Annotated in this window: 22 protein-coding genes; 12 read left to right on the top strand and 10 right to left on the bottom strand. The window is 69.3% G+C overall.

The window, feature by feature from the left end; translation table 11 throughout:
* Positions 1 to 64 precede the first annotated feature (64 nt).
* Entirely contained in the window at positions 65 to 1,360 is a 1,296-nt protein-coding gene (locus tag H4W30_RS05815) for an MFS transporter (protein ID WP_192741831.1), read from the top strand.
* Here the strand turns inward: H4W30_RS05815 and H4W30_RS05810 are convergent.
* A complete protein-coding gene (locus tag H4W30_RS05810) occupies positions 1,341 to 1,817 on the bottom strand; it encodes an RrF2 family transcriptional regulator (RefSeq protein ID WP_192742446.1) in 477 nt (158 codons plus the stop codon). The two genes, H4W30_RS05815 and H4W30_RS05810, sit on opposite strands and share 20 nt — an antisense overlap.
* Positions 1,818 to 1,931: 114 nt before the next feature.
* Between H4W30_RS05810 and H4W30_RS05805 the strand changes: the two genes are divergently transcribed.
* Entirely contained in the window at positions 1,932 to 2,663 is a 732-nt protein-coding gene (locus H4W30_RS05805; protein ID WP_192741830.1) for an SDR family oxidoreductase, read from the top strand.
* Between the two features lie 70 nt (positions 2,664 to 2,733).
* Here the strand turns inward: H4W30_RS05805 and glpD are convergent, their stop codons facing one another.
* The 3 genes from glpD to H4W30_RS05790 are packed head-to-tail and all read right to left on the bottom strand — an operon-like array spanning position 2,734 to position 6,802.
* Positions 2,734 to 4,446 (bottom strand): glycerol-3-phosphate dehydrogenase, encoded by a 1,713-nt coding sequence (gene glpD, locus H4W30_RS05800; protein ID WP_192741829.1) that lies wholly within the window; start codon positions 4,444 to 4,446, stop codon positions 2,734 to 2,736.
* Positions 4,447 to 4,451: 5 nt separating this feature from the next.
* Complete coding sequence (gene glpK / locus H4W30_RS05795; RefSeq protein WP_192741828.1) at positions 4,452 to 5,969, bottom strand: glycerol kinase GlpK; 1,518 nt, start codon at positions 5,967 to 5,969, stop codon at positions 4,452 to 4,454.
* Positions 5,970 to 5,980: 11 nt separating this feature from the next.
* Complete coding sequence (locus tag H4W30_RS05790; protein ID WP_063274356.1) at positions 5,981 to 6,802, bottom strand: MIP/aquaporin family protein; 822 nt, start codon at positions 6,800 to 6,802, stop codon at positions 5,981 to 5,983.
* A gap of 151 nt (positions 6,803 to 6,953) precedes the next feature.
* Here H4W30_RS05790 and H4W30_RS05785 point away from each other — a divergent pair, with 151 nt between their 5' ends.
* The 4 genes from H4W30_RS05785 to H4W30_RS05770 all read left to right on the top strand — a co-directional run bounded on the left by H4W30_RS05785 (position 6,954) and on the right by H4W30_RS05770 (position 11,245).
* Positions 6,954 to 7,721 carry an IclR family transcriptional regulator gene (locus H4W30_RS05785; RefSeq protein ID WP_007033228.1) on the top strand — a complete coding sequence of 256 codons (768 nt, stop codon included), beginning with the start codon at positions 6,954 to 6,956 and terminating at the stop codon, positions 7,719 to 7,721.
* 13 nt (positions 7,722 to 7,734) lie between these two features.
* Complete coding sequence (gene glpK, locus H4W30_RS05780; RefSeq protein WP_192741827.1) at positions 7,735 to 9,687, top strand: glycerol kinase GlpK; 1,953 nt, start codon at positions 7,735 to 7,737, stop codon at positions 9,685 to 9,687.
* Positions 9,688 to 9,846: 159 nt separating this feature from the next.
* Complete coding sequence (locus tag H4W30_RS05775) at positions 9,847 to 10,116, top strand: hypothetical protein (RefSeq protein ID WP_192741826.1); 270 nt, start codon at positions 9,847 to 9,849, stop codon at positions 10,114 to 10,116.
* Positions 10,117 to 10,441: 325 nt separating this feature from the next.
* Positions 10,442 to 11,245 (top strand): serine hydrolase, encoded by an 804-nt coding sequence (locus H4W30_RS05770; RefSeq protein WP_192741825.1) that lies wholly within the window; start codon positions 10,442 to 10,444, stop codon positions 11,243 to 11,245.
* Here the strand turns inward: H4W30_RS05770 and H4W30_RS05765 are convergent.
* The gene (locus tag H4W30_RS05765; protein WP_192741824.1) at positions 11,202 to 11,837 is read right to left on the bottom strand and encodes a helix-turn-helix domain-containing protein; all 636 of its coding nucleotides are present in this window, start codon (positions 11,835 to 11,837) and stop codon (positions 11,202 to 11,204) included. The two genes, H4W30_RS05770 and H4W30_RS05765, sit on opposite strands and share 44 nt — an antisense overlap.
* A 342-nt stretch (positions 11,838 to 12,179) precedes the next feature.
* On the opposite strand from H4W30_RS05765, the gene H4W30_RS05760 reads away from it, so the two are divergent.
* The 4 genes from H4W30_RS05760 (at position 12,180) to H4W30_RS05745 (ending at position 15,350) form a co-directional block, all read left to right on the top strand.
* The gene (locus H4W30_RS05760) at positions 12,180 to 13,043 is read left to right on the top strand and encodes an alkaline phosphatase family protein (protein WP_192741823.1); all 864 of its coding nucleotides are present in this window, start codon (positions 12,180 to 12,182) and stop codon (positions 13,041 to 13,043) included.
* A 245-nt stretch (positions 13,044 to 13,288) separates the two neighbouring features.
* Entirely contained in the window at positions 13,289 to 14,278 is a 990-nt protein-coding gene (locus H4W30_RS05755) for a TolB family protein (RefSeq protein ID WP_192741822.1), read from the top strand.
* A 10-nt stretch (positions 14,279 to 14,288) separates the two neighbouring features.
* Positions 14,289 to 14,837 (top strand): cysteine hydrolase family protein, encoded by a 549-nt coding sequence (locus H4W30_RS05750; RefSeq protein WP_192741821.1) that lies wholly within the window; start codon positions 14,289 to 14,291, stop codon positions 14,835 to 14,837.
* Between the two features lie 12 nt (positions 14,838 to 14,849).
* Positions 14,850 to 15,350: a VanZ family protein gene (locus H4W30_RS05745; RefSeq protein ID WP_192741820.1), complete on the top strand. Its 501-nt coding sequence runs from the start codon at positions 14,850 to 14,852 to the stop codon at positions 15,348 to 15,350.
* Here H4W30_RS05745 and H4W30_RS05740 read toward each other — a convergent pair.
* The 4 genes from H4W30_RS05740 to H4W30_RS05725 all read right to left on the bottom strand — a co-directional run bounded on the left by H4W30_RS05740 (position 15,314) and on the right by H4W30_RS05725 (position 20,739).
* A complete protein-coding gene (locus H4W30_RS05740; RefSeq protein WP_192741819.1) occupies positions 15,314 to 17,005 on the bottom strand; it encodes a flavin monoamine oxidase family protein in 1,692 nt (563 codons plus the stop codon). The genes H4W30_RS05745 and H4W30_RS05740 overlap by 37 nt on opposite strands.
* On the bottom strand, positions 17,002 to 17,757 hold the full coding sequence (locus tag H4W30_RS05735; RefSeq protein ID WP_192741818.1) for a carbon-nitrogen hydrolase family protein: 756 nt from the start codon (positions 17,755 to 17,757) through the stop codon (positions 17,002 to 17,004). The genes H4W30_RS05740 and H4W30_RS05735 overlap by 4 nt, the downstream gene beginning before the upstream one ends.
* Before the next feature lie 118 nt (positions 17,758 to 17,875).
* On the bottom strand, positions 17,876 to 19,912 hold the full coding sequence (locus H4W30_RS05730) for an acyltransferase family protein (protein WP_192741817.1): 2,037 nt from the start codon (positions 19,910 to 19,912) through the stop codon (positions 17,876 to 17,878).
* Positions 19,913 to 20,175: 263 nt separating this feature from the next.
* The gene (locus H4W30_RS05725) at positions 20,176 to 20,739 is read right to left on the bottom strand and encodes a DinB family protein (protein ID WP_192741816.1); all 564 of its coding nucleotides are present in this window, start codon (positions 20,737 to 20,739) and stop codon (positions 20,176 to 20,178) included.
* A 92-nt stretch (positions 20,740 to 20,831) separates the two neighbouring features.
* Between H4W30_RS05725 and H4W30_RS05720 the strand changes: the two genes are divergently transcribed.
* Positions 20,832 to 21,779, top strand: coding sequence for a helix-turn-helix transcriptional regulator (locus H4W30_RS05720; protein WP_192741815.1), 948 nt, complete (start codon positions 20,832 to 20,834; stop codon positions 21,777 to 21,779).
* A gap of 129 nt (positions 21,780 to 21,908) precedes the next feature.
* On the opposite strand, the gene H4W30_RS05715 is transcribed toward H4W30_RS05720, so the two are convergent.
* Positions 21,909 to 23,726 (bottom strand): flavin-containing monooxygenase, encoded by a 1,818-nt coding sequence (locus tag H4W30_RS05715; RefSeq protein WP_192741814.1) that lies wholly within the window; start codon positions 23,724 to 23,726, stop codon positions 21,909 to 21,911.
* A gap of 158 nt (positions 23,727 to 23,884) precedes the next feature.
* Here H4W30_RS05715 and H4W30_RS05710 point away from each other — a divergent pair, with 158 nt between their 5' ends.
* On the top strand, positions 23,885 to 25,087 hold the full coding sequence (locus H4W30_RS05710) for a sigma-54-dependent transcriptional regulator family protein (protein ID WP_192741813.1): 1,203 nt from the start codon (positions 23,885 to 23,887) through the stop codon (positions 25,085 to 25,087).
* Positions 25,088 to 25,090 lie beyond the last annotated feature (3 nt).

The following is a 25,090-nucleotide window of genomic DNA, read 5'->3' as shown; positions in this document are numbered from 1 at the left end:
ATATTTCGTCCATCCGATCCGGGATTCATGGAACAGACGTCATCTTCACCGCACGATCTCGATCATGCAACTGACGAAGACCCGATCGGTTCCGCTCGCCACGCTGCTCGCGGCGGAGGCGATGAACGTGCTGGACGCCACGATCACCCAGGTCGCCGGTCCGGCGATCCACGCGGATCTCGGCGGCCCCGCCTCCGCCATCCAATGGTTCGGCGCCGCGTACACCCTCCCTTTCGCGGTACTCCTGATCACCGGCGGAAGGCTCGGCGACCTGCTGGGCCGCCGACGCGTGTTCCTGTCCGGCGTCGCCGTGTTCGCCCTGGCCTCGTTGTGCTGCGCGCTCGCACCGGGCACCGGCGCGCTGACCGGCGCGCGAGCCGTGCAGGGCATGGCGGCGGCACTGGTGATCCCGCAGACCTTCGGCTTGATCAAGGTCCTGTTCTCCGGCCCGGCACTGTCGGCCGCGCTGGGCTGGAACGGGCCGGTGGTCGGCCTGTCCGCCGTGAGCGGGCCGCTGCTGGGCGCCCTGCTGACGGACCTGGTCTCGTGGCGGGCGGCGTTCCTGGTGAACGTGCCGATCTCGATCGTGGTGCTCGTGGCCGGAAGGCTGCTGCCGGAAGACCGCGCCGGACATCCGGTCCGGCTGGACGTGCCCGGCACCTTGCTCGCCTCGCTCGGCATCGGGCTTCTGGTGTACCCGCTGATCGACCGGTGGAGCTGGAGTCTCTTCGCCACCGGCGCCGCCGTGCTGGTCCTGTTCGGATTCCACCAGCGGAACCGGCGTCATCCCCTGGTAGAGCCGAGCTTGTTCGCACACCGCGGTTTCCCCGCGGCGCTGGCGGCGTCGACGCTGTTCTTCGCCGTGATGAACGGGATGATGCTCGTGGTGGTCCTGCACCAGCAGCTCGACAAGGGTCTCGGCGTGCTCGCGTCCGGGCTGACGCTGCTGCCGTGGTCGGGCGGGCTGGCGGTTTCTTCTTGGGTGGCGGGCAAATGGCTCGTGCCCCGGTACGGATCGCGTGTCGCCTTCGCCGGCCTGGCACTGTTGCTCGCGGGAATTCTGCTGGCCATGACCGGTCCGCTGCCGCTCGCGCTCGGGATCGGCGGACTCGGCCTGGGACTGTTCACGGTGCCGTTCTTCACCGCGGCGCTGTCCGTCGTCCGTCCACATGAGACCGGATCGGCGGCGGGGCTGCTGAACGCGGTGCAGCAGGTGGGCGCGACGCTGGGCATCGCGGTGCTCGGCACCGTCTTCCTGCACGGTCATTCCGTGGTGCGGGCGTTCTCGCTCGCGGCGGCAGTGGTGGTGGCGACCATGGTCGCGACCGCGCTGATGCCCGCTACCCCTCGGCGGCCTTGAACCACGCGCCGATCCCGGCGAGCGCGCCCGGACCGTAGTCGCCCCGGACGTCGTCGGCCAGATCCGCGATGGAGACCGCGCGCAACGCCGCCCGCCACTGGACTTCGGCGTTCGCCATCGCGCGGCTGATGGCGCACGGCGCGGTGCACGCCTCGGACGGCGTCGCCATCGGGCCGCGCTGCCGGATCTCGGTGCAGACGAAGGCTGGGCCAGGGCCGTCGATGGCCTCGACGACGTCGAGCACGGTGATCTCCGAAGGCGGCCGGGTGAGGGCGTATCCCCCGGCCTTCCCCTGCACCGACCGGATGAGGCCGGCCCGGGAAAGCGCCTGGAGCTGCTTCGCGAGGTAACTCGGCGAGACGTCGTGCAGCTGCGCCAGGCGCGCGGCGGGCGCGGGTTCGTCGACCGAGGTCAGCACGACACAGCAGTGCAGTGCCCACTCGACCCCACCGGACATCTTCACCCGGATGACTCTAACCCGCCTCTTGACTCGGACACAATGTATCCGAGTATTATCTCGGACATGAGTTGTCCGGGTTAACCGGACGACACCGGCGAAGGGCACTGGGTCATGAAATTCGCGATCATCGGCGGGACCGGGCTGATCGGTTCGCAGGTCGTGCGCAATCTGAATGAGGCAGGGCACGAGGCCGTGCCGCATTCGCCGTCCACCGGGGTCGACCTGCTCACCGGCCAGGGGCTGGACTCCGCACTCGACGGCGCCGACGTGGTCGTCAACCTCACGAACTCGCCGACCTTCGACGACGCCTCCCCCGCGTTCTTCCGGACGTCGATGGACAACCTCGTGGCGGCCGCGAAGAAAGCGGGCACCGGGCACTTCGTGATCCTGTCGATCGTCGGCGTCGACCAGGTGCCCGATCTCGACTACTACCGGGCGAAGACGCTGCAGGAGGACATCCTCAAGGAGAGCGGCGTCCCCTACTCGATCGTCCGCGCCACCCAGTTCATGGAATTCGTCGGCGCGGTCCTGTCCTGGACCTCCGACGAGACCGCGGTCCGCCTGCCCACCACCCCGATCCAGCCGATCGCCGCGGCGGACGTCGCCGCCGCCGTTTCCGAGGTGTCGGCGGGGAAGCCGCTGAACGGAACCCTCGACGTCGGCGGCCCGGACGTCTACCCGCTGGACGAGCTGGGCAGGATCACGTTGTCCGCCAAGGGAGACACGCGTCCGGTGACCGTCGACGAGACGGCGGGCATGTTCGCCGCCGTCAAGGGCGACGTCCTCACCACGAAGGACGGCGCCCGCATCGCCGGGACCAGCTACCTCGACTGGCTCAAGTAACGGCACAGCGCGTGAAGGCCCCCTTCCCTCGGCTCAGTCGAGGGGAAGGGGGCCTTCACGCGCTTCGGAATCAGCTCGGCAACAGCGCCGGAGCAGCGAGACGGCTGGCGTTCGCCGCTTCGTCGTCCGGCTGGGCCTGCGCGGAACGCTCCGCCTCGACCCGCGCGAGGTAATTGGCGACCTCGCGCTCCTGCTTGTGCGAGTCCCAGCCCAGCAGCGGCGCCATCAGCTCCGCCACCACCGGCGCCGCCGTCACCCCGCGATCCCGCTCCTCGATGGAGATCCGGGTGCGCCGCGTCAGGACGTCCTCGAGGTGCAGTGCGCCTTCGTGCGAGACCGCGTAGACGACCTCCGCCTTCAGGTACTCCGCCGTCCCCGGGATCGCTTCGCCCAGTTCAGGACGTTCCGAGATCGACTCCAGGATGTCCTCGATCGCGGTGCCGTAGCGCTGGAGCAGGTGCTCGATGCGCGCGATGGGCAACCCCGTGCGCTGCACGAGCGAATGCCGCGCACCCCACATCTCGTGGTAACCCGTCGCACCGACGATCGGCAGCCGCTCGGTCCACGAAGACGGCGCAGGACGGCCGAGGTCCTCCACCGCGACGTCGACGGCGTCGGCGGCCATCACCCGGTACGTCGTGTACTTGCCGCCGGCCACGATCACCAGGCCCGGCACCGGATGCGCCACGGCGTGCTCCCGCGAGAGCTTCGTCGTCGACGTCGCCTTCGCGGCCAGCAGCGGCCGAAGCCCCGCGTACACGCCTTCGATGTCGTCGGCGGTGATCGGCGTGCGCAGGACCGCGTTGAGGTGATCGAGCACGTAGTCGACATCCGCCTGGCTGGCCGCCGGGTGCTCGCGGTCGAGGTCCCATTCGGTGTCGGTGGTGCCGACGATCCAGTGCCGCCCCCACGGGATGACGAACAGGACGCTCTTCTCGGTCCGCAGGATCAGCCCGGTGTCCAGGTCGATCTTCTCGCGCGGCACCACCAGGTGGATGCCCTTCGAGGCGCGCACGGTGAACGGCGCGGGGATGCCCGCCGCCTCGGCCATGTCGTCGCTCCAGACGCCGGTGGCCGCGACGACCGTCTTCGCCCGGACCTCGATCTCCGCACCGCTCTCGCGGTCGACGACCTTGGCTCCGACGACGCGTTCGCCGTCGCGGATCAACGACGTCACGCGGGCACGGGTGAGGACGGAGGCGCCCTGTTCGGCCGCGGTCCGCGCGATGGTCATCGTGTGGCGTGCGTCGTCGACCTGCGCGTCGTAGTACTGGATGGCGCCGATCAGGGCGTCGTCCGCGAGGCCGGGAGCGACCTTGCCCGCGCCGCGCTTGGACAGGTGCCGGTGCCGCGGCAGGGCCCGCGCGCCGCCGAGGGTGTCGTAGAGCGTGACACCCGCGCCGATGTAGCCGCGTTCCCAGACCCGGTGCTTGAGCGGCACGAGGAACTTCACCGGCCGCACCAGATGCGGCGCCAGCGTCTGCAGCAGCAGGCTCCGCTCCTTCAGCGCCTCACGGACCAGCTTGAAGTCCAGGTTCTCCAGGTAACGCAGGCCGCCGTGGATCAGTTTGGACGATCGGCTGGACGTACCCGCGGCGAAGTCACGGGCCTCGACGAGCGCGACGGAGAGCCCGCGCGACGCCGCGTCGAGCGCGACGCCGGCACCGGTCACTCCCCCGCCGACGACCAGCACGTCGATCTCCTCGCGAGCGAGCTTGCGCAGCGTCTCGGCACGGTAGACCGGGGAAAGCGGTACGGGTGTCACTCTGTTCCTCCTGTTCATCGGGCTCACTCGACCTCGACCCAGTCGAGCGTGCGGCCGACGGCCTTCTGCCAGCCCGCGTAGCCCTCGGCGCGCTGTTCGTCCGTCCACGACGGCTCCCAGCGCTTGTCCTCGTTCCAGTTCTGTTCCAGCTCGTCGGTGCTCTTCCAGAACCCGACGGCGAGCCCGGCCGCGTAGGCGGCGCCGAGGGCGGTGGTCTCCGCGACGACCGGCTTCGACACCGGCACGCCGAGGATGTCCGCCTGGAGCTGCATGCAGAGTTCGTTCGCCGTCACGCCACCGTCCACACGCAACACGTCGAGCGTGACGCCCGAGTCGTTCTGCATGGCCTCGACGACGTCGCGGGTCTGGTAGCAGATCGCTTCGAGCGTCGCCCGCGCCAGATGCGCGTTGGTGGTGGCGCGGGTGAGGCCGACGATCGCCCCACGCGCGTCGGATCGCCAGTACGGCGCGAAAAGCCCGGAGAACGCGGGGACGAAGTAGACGCCGCCGTTGTCCTCGACCTGGCGCGCGAGGCTCTCGCTCTGGGACGCGCCGCTGATGATGCCCAGCTGATCGCGCAGCCACTGGACGGCGGAACCCGTGACGGCGATCGAACCTTCCAGCGCGTACACCGGCTTCTCGTCGCCGAACTGGTAGGCCAGCGTCGTGAGCAGGCCGTGCTTCGAGCGCACGACCTCGTGCCCGGTGTTGAGCAGCAGGAAGTTGCCGGTGCCGTAGGTGTTCTTGGCCTCGCCGGGACGGAAACACACCTGCCCGACGGTCGCCGCCTGCTGGTCGCCGAGCACGCCGGTGATGGCGACCTCGCCGCCGAGCGGGCCGTCCGCACGGGTGACACCGAAGCGGCCGTTGTTCGAAGACGGCGCGATCGACGGCAGCATCTGCTTGGGGACGCCGAAGAACGACAGCAGTTCGTCGTCCCACTCCAGCGTTTCCAGGTCCATGAGCATGGTGCGCGACGCGTTGGTCGGGTCCGTCACGTGGACGCCGCCGTCGGGGCCGCCGGTGAGGTTCCAGATGAGCCAGGTGTCTGTGGTGCCGAAGAGCGCGTCACCCGTTTCGGCGTCTTCGCGGACGCCGTCGACGTTCTCCAGGATCCACTGCAGCTTGCCGCCGGAGAAGTAGGTGGCGGGCGGCAGCCCGGCCTTCCGCCGGATGACGTCGCCCTTGCCCTCGCGCTCCAGCGCCGACGCGATCCGGTCGGTGCGGGTGTCCTGCCACACGATGGCGTTGCAGTAGGGCCGCCCGGTGCGACGGTTCCACACGACGGTGGTCTCACGCTGGTTGGTGATGCCGAGCGACGCGAGGTCGGCGGCGGTCAGCTTCGCCTTGTTGAGCGCGGTGGCGATGACCGAACGGGTCCGCTCCCAGATCTCGGTGGCGTCGTGTTCGACCCAGCCCGGCTTGGGAAGGATCTGCTCGTGTTCGAGCTGGTGGCGGGCGATCTCGTTGCCGCCGTGGTCGAAGATCATGAAGCGCGTGCTGGTGGTGCCCTGGTCGACGGCGCCGATGTAGTCAGACATGGTTTCGCTCCTTAGGAAACGCGCTCGATGTCCTTGGCGGGCAAGGCTTCCGGCGCCGGTTCGGCGGGCAGGTAACGCTCGATGAAGAACTTGTAGATCGCCCCGCCGATCACCGCGCCGATGACCGGCGCCACGATCGGGATCCACCAGTACGGATAGCCGTATTGGTCGGTGAACGCGGTGTCGTAACCGGTGAGCCAGGACATCAGCCGCGGGCCGAAGTCGCGGGCGGGGTTGATCGCGTAGCCGGCGTTGGTGCCCCAGGCCATGCCGATCGCGACCACCAGGAAGCCGACGACGACCGGGGCGAGGTTCGCGGCGGGCGCGGTGTTGCGGAGGTCGGTGATGGCGAAGATCACCAGCGCGAGGATCGCGGTACCGATGATCTGGTCACGGAAGGCGCCCCAGTCACCCACCGGCAGGGTTCCGTTACCCGGAAGGGTGGAGAACACGCCCTGGGTCTTGATCGTCAGGCCGGGGTCGGCGGCGTTGAGCACCTCGGTGTAGTTCCAGCGCACCAGCAGCGCACCCAGGAACGCGCCGGCGGTCTGCGCCAGGGCGTACGGGGCGACCTTGCGCCATGAGAAGCCCTTGAACACCGCGAGCGCCACGGTGACGGCGGGGTTCAGGTGGGCGCCGCTGATCCGTGAAGCCACGTAGATACCGAGCGTGACACCGATGCCCCAGGCCCACGCGATGCTGTCGTGGTCCCCGATGCCCGCGGCGACGACTTGAGCCACTACCCCGCAGCCGAACAGGATGAGGATCATCGTCCCGACGAACTCCGCCGCCAGTTCGCCCGCCAGTCCGCGAGCCTTGAGGTTTCGCACCATTGCTTCCTCCACAAAGGACACCGTTGCCCTGTTGAGGCCGAAGTTAAGTTCGCGGAAACGCGGGGTCAACGGACGCCGGTCGGCATTGTCGAACGGTCGAAGACGATGTTCGACATTGTCGAATCAGGGCCGGTCGGGCTACGGTTGAGCCGTGCCCGGTCCGATCCAGTCCATCGAGCGCGCCGCCGCGATCCTGCGGTTGCTGGCGCGCGGTTCGGGGCGTCTGGGGGTCGGCGAGATCGCCGATTCCCTCGAACTCGCCAAAGGAACTGCGCACGGGATCCTGCGCACCCTGCAAGGGGTCGGCTTTGTCGAACAAGACCGCGACACCGGGAAATACCAACTGGGCGCGGCGCTGCTGCACCTCGGCACGAGCTATCTCGACGTCAACGAGCTCCGGTCACGCGCTATCAACTGGGCCGACGCGCTGGCCGCTCGCAGCGGTGAAGCCGTCCGGATCGGCGCGCCGCTGGAAGGCCGGGTCCTGGTGGTGCACCACGTTTTCCGCCCCGACGACAGCCTGCAGACCCTCGACGTCGGGACGCTTCTGCCGTTGCACGCGACCGCCCTCGGGAAAGTGCTTCTGGCCTACGACACCGGTCTCGTGGCATCGTTGCGCACCGGCGAGCCGGAGGCCTACACCCGCCGGACCCTGGTCACCCAGACCGCGATCAAACGCGCCTGCGGCAAGGTGCGCGAGGCGGGCTGGGCGAGCGAGAACGGCGAGATGATCACCGGTGAGGCCGGGATAGCGGCGCCGATCCGCGGCCACGGCGGCATCGTGGTCGGCGCGATCGGGGTGTCCGGCGCGACGGAACGGATCTGTGAAGCCGACGGCAGCCCGATCCCGCGGCTGCTCGGCCACGTGCGCGACGCGGCACGGGCGGTCTCCCGCGATCTCGGCGCGTCCCGATGGTGATGGAGGTGCTCGCGTGGTCCAGCGCTACGTGATGTCGATCGACCAGGGCACCACCTCGACGCGGTGCATCCTGTTCGACGCGCGCGGCAGGCTGGTGTCGGTCGCGCAGCGCGAACACCAGCAGCACTTCCCGCGGCCGGGGTGGGTCGAGCACGACGCGACTGAGATCTGGCGCAACGTCGGCCGGATCGTGCCGCAGGCGCTGGCCGACGCCGGCGTCGAAGCCGCTCAAGTGGTCGGGCTCGGCATCGCGAACCAGCGCGAGACGACGGTGCTGTGGGACCGGCACACCGGCAACCCGGTCGGGCGCGCGATCGTCTGGCAGGACACCCGCACCGACGCGATGCTCGAACAACTCGCCCGCGAGCCGGGCGCGGACCGCGTGCGGCGGCTGTGCGGGCTGCCGCTGGCGACGTACTTCTCCGCTCCCCGGATCCGCTGGATGCTGGAAAGGACTCCTGGCCTGCGGGAACGCGCCGAGCGCGGTGACGTGCTGTTCGGGACGGTCGAGAGCTGGCTGATCTGGAACCTGACCGGCGGACCCGAGGGCGGCGTCCACATCACCGACGTCACCAATGCCTCGCGCACCATGCTGATGAACCTGCGGACGCTGTCTTGGGACGACGAACTGCTGGAGTTCTTCGACGTCCCGCGCGCGATGCTGCCGGAGATCCGCCCGTCGACCGAGGTGTACGGGACGACGTCGCGTGTGGTGCCGGGGATCCGGATCGCGGCTGCGCTCGGTGACCAGCAGGCGGCGCTGTTCGGCCAGACCTGCTTCGCGCCCGGCGAGGCGAAGTGCACGTATGGCACGGGCAGCTTCCTGCTGCTCAACACCGGCCCGACCCCCGTGCTCTCGACCCACGGCATGCTGACCACCGTGGGGTTCAAGATCGGCGACGAGCCCGCCGTCTACGCCCTCGAAGGGTCGATCGCCGTCACCGGGTCGCTGGTGCAGTGGTTCCGCGACGGGCTCGAACTGATCGGCAGCGCGCCCGAGATCGAGACGCTGGCGCGGACGGTCGAGGACAACGGCGGCTGCTACATCGTGCCCGCCTTCTCGGGCCTGTTCGCGCCGCACTGGCACAGCGAGGCACGCGGTGTCATCGCCGGGCTGACGTCGTACATCACCAAGGGGCACCTCGCCCGCGCGGTGCTGGAGGCGACCGGCTGGCAGACGCGCGAGGTCGTCGACGCGATGAACGCCGACTCGGGGCTCGCGCTCTCGACGCTCAAGGTGGACGGCGGGATGACCGCCGACAACCTGCTGATGCAGTTCGTCGCCGACGTCCTCGACGTGCCAGTGGTGCGGCCGATGGTCGCCGAGACGGTTTCGCTGGGCGCGGCGTACGCGGCCGGGTTGTCGGTCGGATACTGGCCGGATCTGGAGGGTCTGCGCCGGAACTGGCACCGTGCCGGGCAGTGGCTGCCGACGATGGACCCCGCCCGCCGCGACAGTGAGTACTCGCACTGGCGCCAAGCCGTGGAGCTGACGTTCGGCTGGATGCGTCCGGGCCCGACCGCCGCTCCCCCGGGCTCCGACCTGGTCGAGGTCGTCCTCGCCGACCACCGCCGGATCGAACAGCTGTTCCGGGACCTCCGCAACGACGAGGCCGACCGTCCGGCGCTGATCGCGGAGCTCTCGGCGGCACTGGTCGCCCACGCCACCGCGACCGAACGGATCGTCCGTCCCGAGGCGAGCGACCGCGGGCTCGCGGACGAACTCCTGGCCGTGCTGGAATCCGCCGATCCCGAGAAAGCGTTGGCGGTACTGGAGAATTCGGTGGACGCGCATATCCGCGCGGAGGAACGCGGGTTGCTCAACGAACTGCGGCGCACGCTGTCCACTTCGGACCGGACGGGCCTCGGCCGGGCGTTCGTGGCCGAGCGGCAGCGGCAGCTGGACCTCGACTGCGGCTCCGCCGCGCACGTCCGCGAGCAGGGTTCCCGGCTACGCCTCTCGTGACGTGCTAGCCTGTCGCCGTGCGCCGCTTTTCCCGACTCGTAGTCGAGCGCGCCGGCTGAACCAGGTCGCCGGCGCGCAGTCCGGCGACCCCTCGATACGGGGCATCTCCCGGGACCTGGCCCTCCATGGCCTGTACGTTTCCCGCCCTTGGAGTCCACGATGTCCGCTGTTTCGTTCCAGATCCCCGCACCCCGCTCGTCCATGCTGGTCCGCCGCCGGATCGCGACGTACTTCGTCGGTGGCGTCGAGCAGATCCCCGGCCTGGTCGAGTCGCTCGGCTGCCTGGTCCACGACCTCTCCGTCGACGTCCGCGACGGCGTCCGCGAAAGCACCATGACCTGCGCCGTCCTGATCGACACCGATGAGGTCGAGCCGCTGCTGGAGAGGCTGCGGGGACTGTCGTCGGTCGTCTCCTCGGAACTGGTCTGACCCGAAACTCGCAACTCGCGTGATCAGAGGCGTAACTCGCGTGATTGAAGGCGTATCTCACGAGTTACGCCTCTGATCACGCGAGTTACGCCTCCAAGCACGCGAGTTCCGCGGCTACACCGTGGTCGATCGGATCGTGCGGCGTTCCTGTTCGGGCACATCCACCGGACGAATGGTCCGCATCGGTCGATCGGCCGATGCGGACGCCCGTTTTCCCGGCCGATCCGCCGAAGCGAGAAAGCGCTTTCGATGTATGGGCTCGCCGTTACAGAGTCATGACATGAACGAGACGGAGCCACGATGATCGGCTCTGAACATCGGCGGCATGCTCGACCAACGCACCACACCCATCGCGATGCCGCGCACGCGGCGCCCACGCCTTCGCGCGACGATCCTGATCGCTTTCCTGGTGATCGCCGCGGTCCTCGGCTACGTGCTGTTCCGCGTCGGCACCGGAGATGCTCCGGCAGCGGAAAGACGCGACGCCACCGTGGTCTTCGACCGCACCTCGGGCGAGCAGGTGATCGGCGTCGGGGGCGCGGAACGATTCCGCACCGCGTCGGTCGTGAAACTGTTCATCGCGCTGGACGCCGTGACCCGCAAGGCGAGCAGGACCGACGAATCCCAGATCCATCGGATGCTGGCGAAAAGCGACGACGCCGTCGCCAACACGCTCTGGACCAGGAACGGCGGGCCTGCGATAGTCACCAGGACGGCGGCCGTTGTGGGACTGAAGAACACCACCCCGCCCGCCGATCCGGGTCGCTGGGGCGACACACTGTCCACAGCGGACGACGTCGCCGCGGTGTACCGGCATGTCCTCGGCCTGCCGAAGGCCAAACGAAACGTGGTGCTCGAACCGCTCCGGAGGGCGACACGCACCGCCACGGACGGGTTCGACCAGCATTTCGGCATTCCGTCGGCCTTCCCCGGCCGGCCGTGGGCCGTGAAACAGGGCTGGGCGGCCGGACGAGGCTCGGTGGACGCGCACACGACCGGGCTCGTCGGTGATGGCGACCGCTACATCGTCGTCATGCTGTCCGCTTTCGCCGACGGCACGAGCCTCGACGTGGCGACGGCGGCGGTCACCTCGTCGGCCGTGGCACTGGCTCCCCGTCTGCGAAACTGACTTCGGCCGCGTTCTCCACGGTCGTTCTGAAAGCGCTTACCAGAAGCTCGGCGAAACAGGCCATCGGAGCTTCCGACACACCGCCGACCTGGGCTTTGAGCGCGGCCAGCTGTTCGCCCGCCAGCGGCGCGACCCGGTCCATGAACTGTCCGAGGAACCGCAGGGCCGCGGCGGGCGGCACCCCGGCTCCGGCGAGCTCCGCCACCGCGCGCGAGACCGACGGACGCACGACCGCCGGCGCCCCCGCGTCGTCCCGCCCGAGCACGCCGTGCCGCTCCAGGCAGCGGACGACGGCGGGCTGGTCACGGGCGATGTCGGCCATCGCCGCGTCCAGCCCGTCGGCGCGGTCCACTGTGGCCGTTCCGAGCATCGCGGCGATGGACACCAGGTTGAAGCCCTGTTTCTGCAGCATCGTGATCCGCCGGAGGCGCCGCAGGTGGGTCGGCCCGTAGTAGGCGGTCCTGCCGTGCCGCACCGGCGGGGCGAGCAGGCCCCTGGTCTGATGGGCCCGGATATTGCGCGCCGACATGCCGACGATCGTGGAGAGTTCTTCGATCGTGTATCCGGCCGGTCTCGGCGAAAAGGGCTTCACGCCGACCAGCTTAACAATGGTCGGATGAGTGCACCATGAAGTGGCGGCAATGGCGCCACCACTGTCAACCGGCTGAATCAGCGAGTTGGCATAAGTTGATCGGTTCGCGCGTCAGGACACAAGACGCGCGCCGGTTTACATGGTTTCGTGCCAAGTAATGCCGGTTTTGGGGCGTTCCACACCCGCCGACTGCTCCAGTCAGGCGATCTTGATGGGCCGCGGACTGCCCTGCCGTTTAAATGCACCTGAGACATCTGATGTCTCGACTCTGTCGACGCCTGCGGAGCGCCGCTGAACCCGACGGCCGGTCGTCAAAGTTTCAACTTGTTTCAGGAGGTTTCAATGTTCTGGAAACGGATCGCGGTCGCGGCCGTTGCCGCGACCGGGCTGGCCACGGCGCTGGTGGTGTCCCATCAGGACACTCCCGCCGTCGCGGTGGAGCCCGCCGCGGCGGCGGTGCCCAAGTTCGACCACATCGTTCTGGTGATGTTCGAAAACAAGGACTACAAGGAGATCAGCGGCAGTTCGAAGGCGCCCTACTTCAACCAGCTCGCCGCGCAGGGGGCCAAGTTCACCAAGGCGTACGGGACGACGCACCCGAGCCAGCCGAACTACATCGCCCAGTTCGCGGGCTCGACGCACGGGGTCGACAGCAACAAATGCCAGGATCTCGGGAACAAGGAGAATCTCGCTTCCCAGCTGGCGGGAATCGGCAAGAAGTTCGTCGGCTATGCCGAAAGCATGCCTTCCGACGGCTACACCGGCTGCACGAAGGGAAAATACGCGCGCAAGCACAACAGCTGGGTCAGCTTCAGCAATGTGCCGTCGTCGGCGAACAAACGGTTCTCGGCGTTCCCGAGCGACTTCACCAAGCTGCCGGACGTCGCTTTCGTGACCCCGGACCTGTGCAGCGACATGCACGACTGCCCGGTCGACACCGGTGACAAATGGCTGAAGAAGAACCTCGACGCCTACGCCCAGTGGGCCAAGACGCACAACAGCCTGCTGATCGTCAATTTCGACGAAGACAGCGGGACGTCGGTGAACCAGATCTTCACCACGTTCGTCGGTGCCAACGTGAAGCCGGGCAGCTACAGCGAATCGATCAACCACTACTCGATCCTCCGCACGATCGAGGCGGCGTTCGGCCTGCCGGGCATCGGCAACGCGGCGAACAAGCCTCCGATCACGAACGTCTGGCGGTGACCGGGTGAGCCCCGTGGGCGTGTCCACTGTGGACACGCCCACGGGGGCCTTGTGGGGCGCGGAAAGCTCCCGCCCCGAGACCCGGCGACGGTGTCGCGAAAGCCACTTTCGGGACGTCTGATGTCCCGAAAGTGGCTTTCGCGACACGCCTCGACCATGGGGCACGTCGCGAACTCGTCAGCGTCGTACCCGGACTCGCCTCACCCCACATCAGTTCTTCGGCTCCCTCGCAGGAAGGCACGACCGTGAACACCCGCACCCGCGTCCTGATCGCCGTGTCCGGAACCCTCGCGCTGGCCGCGGCCGCCGTGCTCTACGTCGGGGCGGCGGGCGCGCGCAACCAAGGCGCCGCCTCGGCGGGTACCAGCGACGCAGTCACCCTCGACGGCGGGCGGTTACTCTTCCGCAGCACCGCCGACGCCGATCGCGGGCACGTCTCCAGTGTCAGCGCGGCCGACCCAGGCGGGGCACGGGCGGTGTCGACGGTGTCCTGCAGCCGGGTCCACGCGGCGGGCGGCACCGCGATCTGCCTGCGGCCGGAGACCGGGCTGACCACCTACCAGCTGGCCGTGCTCGACCGCCGTCTCGCGGTGACGCAGGAGATACCGCTGGTCGGGGTGCCCAACCGGGCGCGGGTCTCGGCCGACGGGCAACGGCTGGCGTGGACGGTCTTCGTCACCGGCGACTCCTACAACGGCGGCCGGTTCTCCACCCGCGCCGGCACCCTCGACCTCACCACCGGCGACGTCGAGGGCACACTGGAGGACTTCGCCGTGACCGTGGACGGCAAGCCGTACCAGGCGGCCGACGTCAACTTCTGGGGCGTCACCTTCACCCGGCAGCCGGGCCGGTTCTACGCCACCATGTCCACCGGCTCCCACCGGTATCTCGTCGAAGGCGACTCGAAGGCCCGCACCGTGCGGACGGTGCGGGACAACGTCGAATGCCCGTCCCTCTCCCCCGACGAGACCCGCATCGCCTACAAGTCCGCCATCGACGGCGACCCCGCGAAGGGCTGGCGGGTCTCGGTGCTCGACCTCGCGGGCGGCACGGTGACCCCGCTGGCCGAGACCCGGAGCGTCGACGACCAGTCGGCCTGGCTCGACGACCGCACCGTCGCCTACGCCCTTCCCCGCACGCAAGGACACTCCGACGTCTGGGCCGTCCCCGCCGATGGGACCGGCACGCCCCGGCTGCTCATCCCGGAGGCGGAGTCGCCCGCCGCGCTGCCCTAGGCTGCGGCGTATGAGGGCCGCGCTGCTGATCGTCGACATGCAGGAAATGCTCGTCCCCCTGGTCTGGCGCGGCGAGGAGCTGGCGGCCCGGATCGCCGGTCTCGCCCGGCGGGCCCGTGAGAACGGCGTCCCGGTGATCGCGCTGCGGCAGATCGGCGCTCCCGGCACCGACTTCGATCCCGCGTCGCCGGGCACCCGGGTCAGCGCGCTGCTCGGTCTCGAACCGATCGACCTGGTGGTCGACAAGACGGCGACCGACTCCTTCTACCGCACCGGGCTGGCCGGGCTCCTGGCCGACCGGGGCGTCGACACGGTGGTGCTGACCGGGCTGGCCACCGACTACTGCGTCGACGCGACCGCCCGGTCCGCGCAGAGCCACGGGCTGGACGTCGTGCTGGTCGCCGACGGCCACGCGCCGTCCGCCGACGGCGACCCCACCACGGGCCTGACGGCCGAACAGGTCATCGCCCGGCACAACCTGCTCCTGAGCACAGCGATCCATCCCGGCGGACGGGTGCGCGTGGTGCCGTCGGCGAAGGTCGGGTTCAGCGGCTCGTAGGATCGGCTCGCCATGATCACGAACTTCCTGCTCGACCACTCCGCCCTCGTGCCGGTGGCGATCCTGCTGGTCGCGCTCGTCTGCGCCGCCTTGGGCTATCTGTTCGCGGACAGGCGCCGGATCCTGTGGACCCTCACCGGCGTATCCCTGGTGCCGGTCTTCGCGCTGACCCTGGTGCCGACCGTGCACACGATCGACGAGGTCGTCTGCACGGCGCAGTTCTTCCTGCCCACGCTCGGCTCGGTGGAACTCCTGGCCAACATCGCGCTGTTCCTGCCCCCGGTGTACTTCGCCGCGCTCGCGTCCCGGCGGCCGTTGACGATGCTCGCGGCGGGTTCGGCGCTGTCCGCCGTGATCGAGGCGTTGCAGGCGTTCGTCCCCGCCATCGGCCGCGCCTGCGACACCGGCGACTGGCTGATGAACACCATCGGTGCTCTCCTCGCGACAGGCATGGCGTGGCTGGTGGGCCGCCGCGCTCAGTCGGGCAGTTCGACGGGCGCGATCTCGTCGTAGACGTCACCCGGTCCCGGGTTCGCCGGGTCGGTCTCGCCGCCGAAGTGATGCAGGACGCCCCACACCGCGTTGAGCGCCGTCTGGACCGCGCCTTCGGCCCAGCCCGCCGTCCACGAGACGTCGTCGCCCGCCAGGAACAGACCGCGGTGGCGCTCCTGAAGCCGGTCCTGTTTGAAGTGGGTGAACAGCCGGTGCTGGTAGCGGTAGTGGCCGGGCAGGTTGGCCTTGAACGCGCCCATGAAATGCGGTTCGGCCTCCCACGACACGGTCACCGGGTCGCCGATGATGTGCCGCCGGACGTCGACGCCCGGATAGATCTCCTTCAGTGACTGCAGCATCACCTCGACCCGCTCGGAGACCGAGAGCGGCAGCCACTTCAGCGAATCGTCGGCCCAGGTGTAGGACAGGCAGATCACCGCGGGCGCGTCCGGATCGTCGCCGAGCAGGTACGTGCCGCGCGGCATCCGGTCGGTGAGCGTCATGCTCATCGTGTCGCGGCCGGTCGCCGGGTCCTTGTCCAGCCAGAAGGGCCGGTCGACCGGGACGAAGACCTTCGAGGACTCCATGTAGTGCGTGCGCTCGATCGCCGTCCAGTGGTCGATCGGGAACAGCGCCTCGTCGCAGGCGATCTTCGACAGCAGCATCCAGCTCTGTGCGGTGAACACCGCCGCCGGATAGGTGCGGATGCGGCCTTCGGTGTCGGTCACGGTGATGTTGTTCGGCGCGGTGCGGTGCAGCCTGGCGACACCCGGGTTCGGGCTTCCGCCGTGGAGCGAGCTCAAACTCGTTCCGGCGGGCCAGAACGCGATGTCCTCGGGCGCGTGTTCCCACAGCCGCAACGGAAGCTGCCTGCTGCCGCCGACGATGCTGCGGTGCTCGTCGTCGGCGCCGGTGTAGACCACCCGCAGGATCTCCAGGATCGAGTTCGGGAAGTCGGTGTCCCAGCCGCCGGTGCCGAAGCCGACCTGCCCGAAGATCTCGCGGTCGCGGAACGAGGCGAACGCGGGCGAGTCGCAGAGGAAACCGTAGAAGGTCTGGTTGTCCAGCTTCGGCACGAGTTCGTTCCACAGCCGCTTGATCGTCTTCACGTCGCGGTCGCGGATCGCCTTCTGCATCTCGGTGAACGCGGCCTGCTCGGACAGCGTGCTGTCCCAGGCGGCCGCGACCTTGCCGAAGACGGCGGGGAGTTCGTCCGCGGTGCGCGCGTAGTGGCTCTCCCCCTTGAGGTCGACGACGGTGCTCGGCGTCCCCTCCGCCAGCGGGTTCGGGAACGGCGTGGTCTCCAGGCCGACCTTGTCGATGTAGTGGAAGAGCGCGGTCGACGACGGCGGGAAGCGCATCGCGCCCATCTCCGCGACGACGTCGTCCGGGCAGCCGGGGAAGTTCACCGTGCGCAGGCGGCCGCCGATCTCGGCGATCTCGTACACGACCGGGCGCAGGCCGAGTTTCATCAGCTCGTACGCGGTGACGATGCCGGAGAGGCCACCGCCGATCACCGCCACCTCGGTGCCGTGGCGTTCCGCGGGGAGCGAGCCGAGCCCGGCCGGGTGGGCGAGGAAATCGTCGTAAGCGAAGGGGAAATCGGGGCCGAACATGGTGATCGGGCGGCCCGCCGGTTCGTCGTGGTGGATCGCGGTCGGGAGGGCGGAGGTCATGCGGGAAGTCCTCGGTACAGCTCGGGCCGTCGGTCGGCGAGGTGGGTGTTCTCCAGACGCGACGCGACGAGCGCGTCACGGGTGACTTCGGCGCTGATCAGCTCCGGGCCGTCGCCCGCGCGGGCGAGCACTTCGCCGGTCGAGGCGGCGACGCAGGATCGGCCGCAGTAGGTCAGCTCCTGTTCGGTGTCGCACCGGTTCGCGTAGGCGACGAACAGCTGGCTCTCGTAGGCGCGGGCGGGTACCAGCGTGTCGGCGACCAGTTCGTACGGGCTCATCAGCGCGGTCGGCACCACGAGCAGTTCGGTCCCCGCCAGCGCGTGCGCGCGCACCAGCTCGGGGAACTCGACGTCGTAGCAGATCAGGAGGCCGACGCGGAGACCGCCGAGCTCGGCCTGCACGATCGCCTCGGTGCCCGGCTCGAACCGGTCACGGTCGATGTCGCCGAACAGATGCGTCTTGCGGTAGTTCGCCAGCCGCTGCCCGGCGGGGCCGATCAGCTGGACGCTGTTGTACACCTTGCCGTCGTCCGACTCGGGGTACCCATAGGCCAGCGCGACGCCGGTTTCTCTTGCCAGTACCGACATCCGCGCCGCTGTCGGACCGTCGGCCGGTTCGGCGAGCTCGTGGGAACGGGCGCCGATGTGGTAGCCGGTGGTGATCATCTCGGCGGCGATCACGAGATCGGCGCCCGACGCCGCGACGGCGGACGGCAGCTCGGCGTACGAGCCCTGATGGACGGCGACCTTCATGGTGACGACGATATCCGCCGCTCCAATGCGCCGATAAGGGCTGATCGTTGCGTTGAATATTGGCAAACCATCGAATCAGTGCAGTATTCCGCAATTCAGCGGCGATCTGTTGTCTGGATCACCCTCCCGGCGGTGGTTCCTCCGCGTGATCGTCCGCCCAGCCGAGGGCCTCGGTGATCGCCTTCTCCGCGATCGCCGACATCGTCGCCATGTAGGTACCGCTGACGTGGTTGTCGTCGAGGTAGACGAGCACGTTGCCGATCACCGGCGGGCAGACCTCGGCCGTGCAGAAGTAGTCGCTGAAGTCGAGGAAGCGCACGTTCGACGGCAGATCCGGCAATGCCTCGTACGGCGGCTCCGCCGCATAAAGGTCGTAGCGCGGGGTCGCGCATTCGGGCGCCTCCGCGCCACGGCTCTCGACACACGCCGACGGCGACTGACCGAAGCGCGGGTTGTCCCGCACCGCCACCACGGGGATGCCCGCTTCGTCGACCTTGCGCCACTGGGCGATGTAGCCGGCGGGAACCCGTTCCTCGACGCCGACCTTCACGTCCCTGGTGCCGATCGTCATCACCGCGTCGGGCCGGGTCGTGACGATCTCGTCCACGACGGCGGAGTTCCAGTCGATGCAGGCCTGGTCGCCCGGCACGGCGTCGGAGTCGGTGGAGAACGGGCAGCCGCCGCGGAGGATCGCCGTGACCTCCCAGTTCTTCTTCTCGGCGATCGGGAGCAGGGCGCCGAGGAACTGCCCGGCGTGGGAGTCGCCGGCGACCACGATCCGGCGGGCGGGATGCCCGGAGGTCTGCGACGTGCAGACCTCGAGGTCGGCGTTGCGCGGGGAGGGACCGCAGCGCCCCGGGTCGATCCCTGCCCAGTCTTCGGACACCGCGACGAACGACGGGACGAGTGCGGCGTCGTCGGCACCCCAGTAAGTGAATCCTTCGGTGTGCGCGAGCGCGCCGGGATGGTCGGGATCGTCCACCGCGATCGCATAACTCTCCGCCTGGCTCACACTCACCCACTGCCAAGCGCCCGTCGCGGCGAGCACGGCCGCTAACGTCGCGACACCGAAACGGTAGGCGCCCCAACGGTTCCGCGTTCCGATCGCGGAAACGCGGACCGGTTTTTCGACCAGGTGATGGGTGAGAACGGCGAGAACGAACGACAGCGCGATGATCACCGCGCCGCCGCGCAGGCCCACTTCCTCGCGGTCACGGGCGACGAGGTAGAACACCAGGACCGGCCAGTGCCAGAGGTAGAGCGCGTAGCTCAGGTCGCCCAGGTACTTCAGCGGGCGGCTGCTGAGGAACCGGTCGGCGCCGCCCTTGAACGCGGTGTCGCCCGCGAGGATCACCAGCGCGGCGGAAAGTGTCGGCCAGAGCGCGAGGTACCCGGGGAAGACCGTGCCGACCTGGAGCACCAGACCGCAGGAGACGAGCCCGGCGACCCCGGCCCAGCCGAACACGACGCGCGCCGGGCGGGGCACCGGAACCCGGTCGAGCACCAGCGCGAGCAGACCCCCGAGCGCGAATTCCCAAACCCGCGTCAGCGAATCGAAGTACGCCAGCGGCTGGTCGACCGCGGTCAGCCACACCGAATACGCCAGCGAAGCCGCGAACACCGTGCCGAGTACGCCGAGAAGCATCGGCCGGACGTTGCGACGTGTCCGCCTGGCGACCAGCAGCACTAGGCCGACCAGCAGCGGCCAGACCACGTAGAACTGCCCTTGGATCGACAACGACCAGAAGTGCTGTACGACGCTCGCCGAATCGTGCTGCGCGAAGTAGTCGGCGGAATCCGCCGCCAGCCGCCAGTTCTCCACGTAGAGCGCGGAGGCGACGACCTCCTTGATCGTCTGGAACCAGCGGTTCTGCGGCAGCAGCAGCATGCTCACCGCGACGACGAGCAGCAGCACGGTGAGCGCGGCCGGGAACAGCCGCTTGATCATCCGGCCCCACATCGGCCGGTACTCGATCCTCCCGCGCGCCGCCGCGCGGTAGAGCTGGCCGGTGACGAGGAAGCCGGAGATCAGGAAGAACGCGTCGACGCCGCCGGAGATCCGGCCGAGCCAGACGTGGTAGACGACCACGAGAACGCAAGCGAGGGCCCGCAGTCCCTGGATTTCCGGGCGGAACCGCCGCTCCGTCTCCCGCACACGACCACCACCAAGATCACCCGCCACCGACGGGCGGGGACCCTACGGCAGGAAGCTGTGAGGGAGCTATGCCCCCTCGTGAGTGGCTTGCTTCATGCACTGGGGGTGAGGGGTGTGTGGAAATAGAGACGTTGAACGTCCCTATTTCCACACACCCCGTCGTGACCGGCCCAGTCACGCGGGACTGTGTGGATTTCTGGTCATCCAACGCCCCGAAATCCACACAGTCGCGCCGTTCTCCGGCGGAGAGCGCGCACGAACGGTCAGGTCGACTTCTGGCCGTCGATGCTCTCCCGCAGGATGTCGGCGTGGCCGGCGTGCTGAGCGGTCTCGGCGATGACGTGCGTCAGCACGCGGCGCACGCTGCGCACCGCGCCCGGCGGGTTCCAGGGCGCGTCCGGCAGCGGGTGCGTCGCGGAGAGGTCCGGAATCGACGAGACGATCTCCTTCGTCCGCGCGGCCACCTGCTCGTAGCGCGCGAGGATCCCCGCGAGCGTGTCGCCGGGCAGCATCCTGAAGTTGTTCTGGTGGTCGATCGCCCACTGCGGGAACTCGCGCGCGGTCCCGGCGCCGAGGTCCGCCCAGGTGACGCCTTCCGGCAGGTCGTAGGTCATCGCGGACGGGCCGTCGACCGCGAACCGCAGCCACATCTCCTCGATCGAGGCGACGTGTTTGATCAGGCCGCCGAGGCTCAGTTCGCTGACCGTCGGATGCCCGTCGAGCTGCTCGTCGGTGAGCCCCTGGACGGTGGTGGTCAGCGCGGCGCGGACGGTGTCGAGGGCTTCGAGCAGGTCGGCGCGCTCGGCGTCGAGGATGGTGGCGGTCATCGGGCCCTCCGGGTTGTCGTTTTCTGGCACAAGACGACTCTCGCAGGGGTAGAGGACAGGTTGTGGCCTCTACTGGAGGCATCATGGAAAACATGCCGAAGACCTCCGCGCGCCTGCTGTCGATGCTCTCGTTGCTGCAGGCCCGCCGCGACTGGCCGGGGGCGCTGCTGGCCGAGCGGCTGGACATCAGCCCGCGCACCGTCCGGCGCGACGTCGACAGGCTGCGCGAACTCGGCTACCCCATCGCGACCATCAAGGGCCCCGACGGCGGATACCGGCTCGACGCCGGGTCCGAACTGCCGCCGCTGCTGTTCGACGACGATCAGGCGGTCGCGCTGGCCGTCGCGCTCCAGATCGCCACCACCAGCGGCGCGGGGATCGAGGAAGCGGCGATGCGGGCGCTGCACACCGTCCGGCAGGTGATGCCCTCCCGGCTGCGGCGCCGGATCGACACCCTGCGGGTCACCGCCGTCGAATCTCCCGCGAGCCGGTCGGAACCCCGGGTCGACGGCGACGTCCTGCTCGCGCTCGGCGCGGCCGTGCACGCCCGCGAGGTCCTGCGGTTCGACTACGCGGACGCGCCGCGGCGGGCGGAACCGCATCACCTGGTCACCTGGCACGGCCGCTGGTATCTCGTCGCCTGGGATCTCGATCGCGCGGACTGGCGCACCTTCCGGGCCGACCGGATCTCGCCGCGTACCCCTACCGGCCCACGGTTCACGCCGCGTGACCTGCCGGCTCCCGACGTCGCCACGTTCGTCGCGAGCCGCTTCCGTGGTTCGTCCGAGACCGGCGAATGGCCGTGCCGCGGCGAAGTCGTTCTCGACCTCCCCGCGGCGACCGTGTCCCACTACGTCCGCGATGGTGTCGTGGAAGAACTCGGCCCCGATCGGTGTCGGCTGGTGCTGGGCTCGTGGTCGTGGGCCGGACTCGCGGCGAGTATCGGCCGGTTCGACGCCGACATCGAGGTCGTCGGGCCTCCCGAACTCAAGGAAGCCTTCGCGCTGCTGGCCCGCCGTTACGCGAAGGCCGCCCGCTGAACACGGGTACGACGCCGGGAACCGCCCAGGGTCTGGAGGCGGTGCCCGACGCCGTCGACCGCCCGTGGTCCGGGGGCGGCGCCCTCCGGTGCCGGCCCGCCCGGGGTCCGGCACCGAAGCCTTAGGTCATCACGACTTGTGGTGCACCTCCTGGAGCCCGTACACCGGCGTCGGGATGCCCTCGTAGCGCGCTTTCAGTTGCAGCGCCAGGTAAAGCGAGTAGTGCCGCGACTGGTGCAGGTTCCCGCCGTGGAACCAAAGGCCTTCCTGCCGCGTGGGTTTCCACATGTTGCGCTGCTCCCCCTCCCACGGGCCCGGGTCCTTCGTCGTCCCGGAGCCGAGGCCCCAGCATTTGCCGACGAGGTCCGCCGTCTCCTGCCCGACCAGGTCGGCGACCCAGCCGTTCATCGAGCCATAGCCGGTCGCGTAGACGACGAGGTCCGCCTTGAGTTCCGTGCCGTCGGACAGCACGACCGCGTCCCGCGTCAGATGATCGACCTGCCCGTGGGCGAGCTTGATCTTCCCGTCGGCGACCAGTTCCGACGCGCCGACGTCGATGTAGTAGCCGGAGCCGCGGCGCAGATACTTCAGGAACAGACCGGATCCGTCGTCGCCCCAGTCGTGCTGGAACCCGGCCGCTTCCAGCCGCGCGTAGAAGTCCTTGTCCCGCTCGCGGATCGCGTCGTACACCGGGATCTGGAACTGCGGCATGATCCGGTACGGGATCGACGCGAAGATCATGTCCGCCTTGTCGGTGGTGATCCCCGACCGCACCGCGCGTTCCGAGTACAGGTCGCCCAATCCCAGCTCCATCAGCGAATCCGACTTCACCACGTGGGTGGAGGACCGCTGCACCATGGTGACGTCCGCACCGTGCTCCCAGAGTGCCGCGCAGATGTCGTGCGCGGAGTTGTTGGAGCCGACCACGACAGCCTTCTTGCCCGCGTAGGAATCCGGGCCGGGGTGCTGGGACGAATGGTGCTGATCGCCTTCGAAAACGTCCATTCCGGGGAACGACGGGAGATTCGGCTTGCCCGACATCCCGGTCGCGAACACGACGTGCCGTGGCGTGAGCACGAGCTCCTCGCCCTCCCGGACCACGGTCACCAGCCACTGCTGCTGTTCTTCGTCCCAGGACGCCGAGGTGACCTCGGTGCTGGTCCAGTACGGCACCTCCATGAGCCGCGTGTACATCTCGAGCCAGTCGGCGATCTTGTCCTTGGGCGCGAACACCGGCCAGTTCTCCGGGAACGGCAGGTAAGGCAGGTGGTCGTACCAGACCGGGTCGTGCAGGCAGAGGTTCTTGTACCGCTTGCGCCACGAATCACCCGGCCGCTCGTTGCGTTCCAGGACCAGCGTGGGTACGTCGAGCTGCCGCAGCCTGGCACCGAGCGCGATCCCGCCCTGCCCGCCGCCGATGACGACGACGTACGGCTGCTGCTCGTAGCCGAGCCGGGTCTGTTCCTCCTCGCGCTTCTCGGCCCACGACTTCCGGCCGCGCACGACGCCGTGCTCGACGCCCTTCGGCCGCTGCTCGTTGCGACGTTCCTCGAAACCTTTGAGCTCGCGCAGACTGGTCAGCAACGTCCAGGCGCCTTCGTCCTTCAGCCTCAAGTGGCCCTTCGCGCGCCCGGTCGCGGTTTCGAACTCGAGCCACGCCTCGGTCACGCCGTCGGCCTCGGTCGGCGTCTCGGTCGTACGGAACCCGGACGGATCGATCCGGTCGAGACACGCGCCGAGCATGCCGGCCACCTCGTCGCGGCCTTCGACCGTCTTGATCGTCCAGGTGAAGGCGACCAGGTCACGCCAGTAACTGTCGACGGCGAAAAGCGCCGCGGCGGCGTCGGCATCGCGGGCGGCGAGTGCCGATTCGAACCGGCTCAACCAGGCGTCCACCCGGGCCTGCGGCGAGCCCGTCGCCTCGATCCGGTCCACCGTCTGTGTCATGGCCACTCCTGAACTTCGGCGTTCGGCTGTTACCCCGATCACACGCCCCGGGCGGGTACCGGGGCAAAGGTTGCAGCGTGTTGCACCTCCGGCTCCTTGGCGCGCCTCGGCGGGCGGTCCTATGCTGGTCAGTCGACGCGATGGTGCGGAGGTGGCCTGTGAGCGTGCACAGCTCGGTCCCGCCCGGCGCCGACCTGCCGATGCACGCCAGGGACCTGATCCGCATGCACGAAGCCGTGATCGGCGGCGGCCGTCCGCGGGTCCGGCCGCGGCCGCTGGTGTCGCGGTCGTGGTCACGAATGCTGAGCCTCGGGCTCGCCGCCGACGGGGTGAACACGCGGGATTCGGTGCCGTTCGACGAGGTCGCCCGCCGTCGCCGCGCCTCCCCGCTGCGGCTGGTTGTCGAGGACCTCGGACAGGTGGTCGGCGCGACGGCCGACACCGCGAACATGCTGCTGGTGGTGACCGACGCGGAGGGGATCATCCTCTGGCGGGTGGGCTCGTCCGCCGTGCGGCGCCGGGCCGACACCTTGGGCTTCACCGAAGGCGCCGTCTGGACCGAGACCAGGGTCGGCACCAACGCGATCGGCACCGCGCTCGCCGAGGCCGCGCCCGTGGAACTGCTCGCGGGCGAACATTTCGAACAGGGTCAGCATCCCTGGTACTGCACCGCCTCGCCGGTGCACGATCCGCGCACCGGTGAACTGCTCGGCGTGATCGACGTCAGCGGTCCCGCGCTGACCCTGCACCCGGCGATCGGCGCGCTGGTGGAGACCGGGCGGCGCCTGGTCGAATCCGAACTCTGGCGGCACCATCAGCAGGGTCTCGACCGGCTGCGCCGCACCGCGGAACCGGTGGTCACCGGCGTGGGCGGCCCGGTACTGCTGGTGGATGACGACGGCTGGGTGGCCCACTCCGCCGGGGTCGCTTCCGGCGCGCGGATCGCGGCGCCCGCGGAAGGACAGATCCTCGCCGTGCCGGGACTCGGCGCCTGCCTGCCCGAACGGCTGACCGAAGGCTGGCTCGTCCGCCCCGCCGACACCACGCGCCGCGTCCGGCTGGATCTCGAACTCGGCCACGCGCCGATGCTGCGGATGGCGTCGGGCGACGTCGGCTGGGTCCGCACGGTGACCCCGCGGCACGCGGAGATCCTGGTGCACCTCAACACGGCCGGCTCGTCCGGCCTTTCGGCCGAGGCGCTCAGCCGGGCGCTCTACGGCGACGCCGAACACCTCGTCACCGTCCGCGCCGAGGTCTCCCGGCTGCGTCGGCTGCTCGGGGCCATTGTGGACACGCGGCCGTACCGGCTGGCCGCGGGTGTCGCCCTGACGGTCCACAAAGGACTTGAAGTGGGCGGCTGAGCC

Source organism: Amycolatopsis roodepoortensis (assembly GCF_014873915.1).
GTDB classification, from domain to species: Bacteria; Actinomycetota; Actinomycetes; order Mycobacteriales; family Pseudonocardiaceae; genus Amycolatopsis; species Amycolatopsis roodepoortensis.
Note: the sequence above shows the minus strand (reverse complement) of the source record. Positions and strands in the feature narration are given on the sequence as shown.

Bases quoted from the DNA above. Each gene is read 5' to 3' on its own strand.
- H4W30_RS05745 (WP_192741820.1), top strand. From the start codon at position 14,850: ATGATCACGAACTTCCTGCTCGACCACTCCGCCCTCGTGCCGGTGGCG.
- H4W30_RS05805 (WP_192741830.1), top strand. From the start codon at position 1,932: ATGAAATTCGCGATCATCGGCGGGACCGGGCTGATCGGTTCGCAGGTC.
- H4W30_RS05715 (WP_192741814.1), bottom strand. From the start codon at position 23,726: ATGACACAGACGGTGGACCGGATCGAGGCGACGGGCTCGCCGCAGGCC.
- H4W30_RS05740 (WP_192741819.1), bottom strand. From the start codon at position 17,005: ATGACCTCCGCCCTCCCGACCGCGATCCACCACGACGAACCGGCGGGC.
- H4W30_RS05815 (WP_192741831.1), top strand. From the start codon at position 65: ATGCAACTGACGAAGACCCGATCGGTTCCGCTCGCCACGCTGCTCGCG.
- glpK (WP_192741828.1), bottom strand. From the start codon at position 5,969: ATGTCTGACTACATCGGCGCCGTCGACCAGGGCACCACCAGCACGCGC.
- H4W30_RS05725 (WP_192741816.1), bottom strand. From the start codon at position 20,739: ATGACCGCCACCATCCTCGACGCCGAGCGCGCCGACCTGCTCGAAGCC.
- H4W30_RS05760 (WP_192741823.1), top strand. From the start codon at position 12,180: ATGTTCTGGAAACGGATCGCGGTCGCGGCCGTTGCCGCGACCGGGCTG.
- H4W30_RS05775 (WP_192741826.1), top strand. From the start codon at position 9,847: ATGTCCGCTGTTTCGTTCCAGATCCCCGCACCCCGCTCGTCCATGCTG.
- H4W30_RS05790 (WP_063274356.1), bottom strand. From the start codon at position 6,802: ATGGTGCGAAACCTCAAGGCTCGCGGACTGGCGGGCGAACTGGCGGCG.
- glpD (WP_192741829.1), bottom strand. From the start codon at position 4,446: ATGAACAGGAGGAACAGAGTGACACCCGTACCGCTTTCCCCGGTCTAC.
- H4W30_RS05720 (WP_192741815.1), top strand. From the start codon at position 20,832: ATGCCGAAGACCTCCGCGCGCCTGCTGTCGATGCTCTCGTTGCTGCAG.
- H4W30_RS05810 (WP_192742446.1), bottom strand. From the start codon at position 1,817: ATGTCCGGTGGGGTCGAGTGGGCACTGCACTGCTGTGTCGTGCTGACC.
- H4W30_RS05770 (WP_192741825.1), top strand. From the start codon at position 10,442: ATGCTCGACCAACGCACCACACCCATCGCGATGCCGCGCACGCGGCGC.
- H4W30_RS05750 (WP_192741821.1), top strand. From the start codon at position 14,289: ATGAGGGCCGCGCTGCTGATCGTCGACATGCAGGAAATGCTCGTCCCC.
- H4W30_RS05735 (WP_192741818.1), bottom strand. From the start codon at position 17,757: ATGAAGGTCGCCGTCCATCAGGGCTCGTACGCCGAGCTGCCGTCCGCC.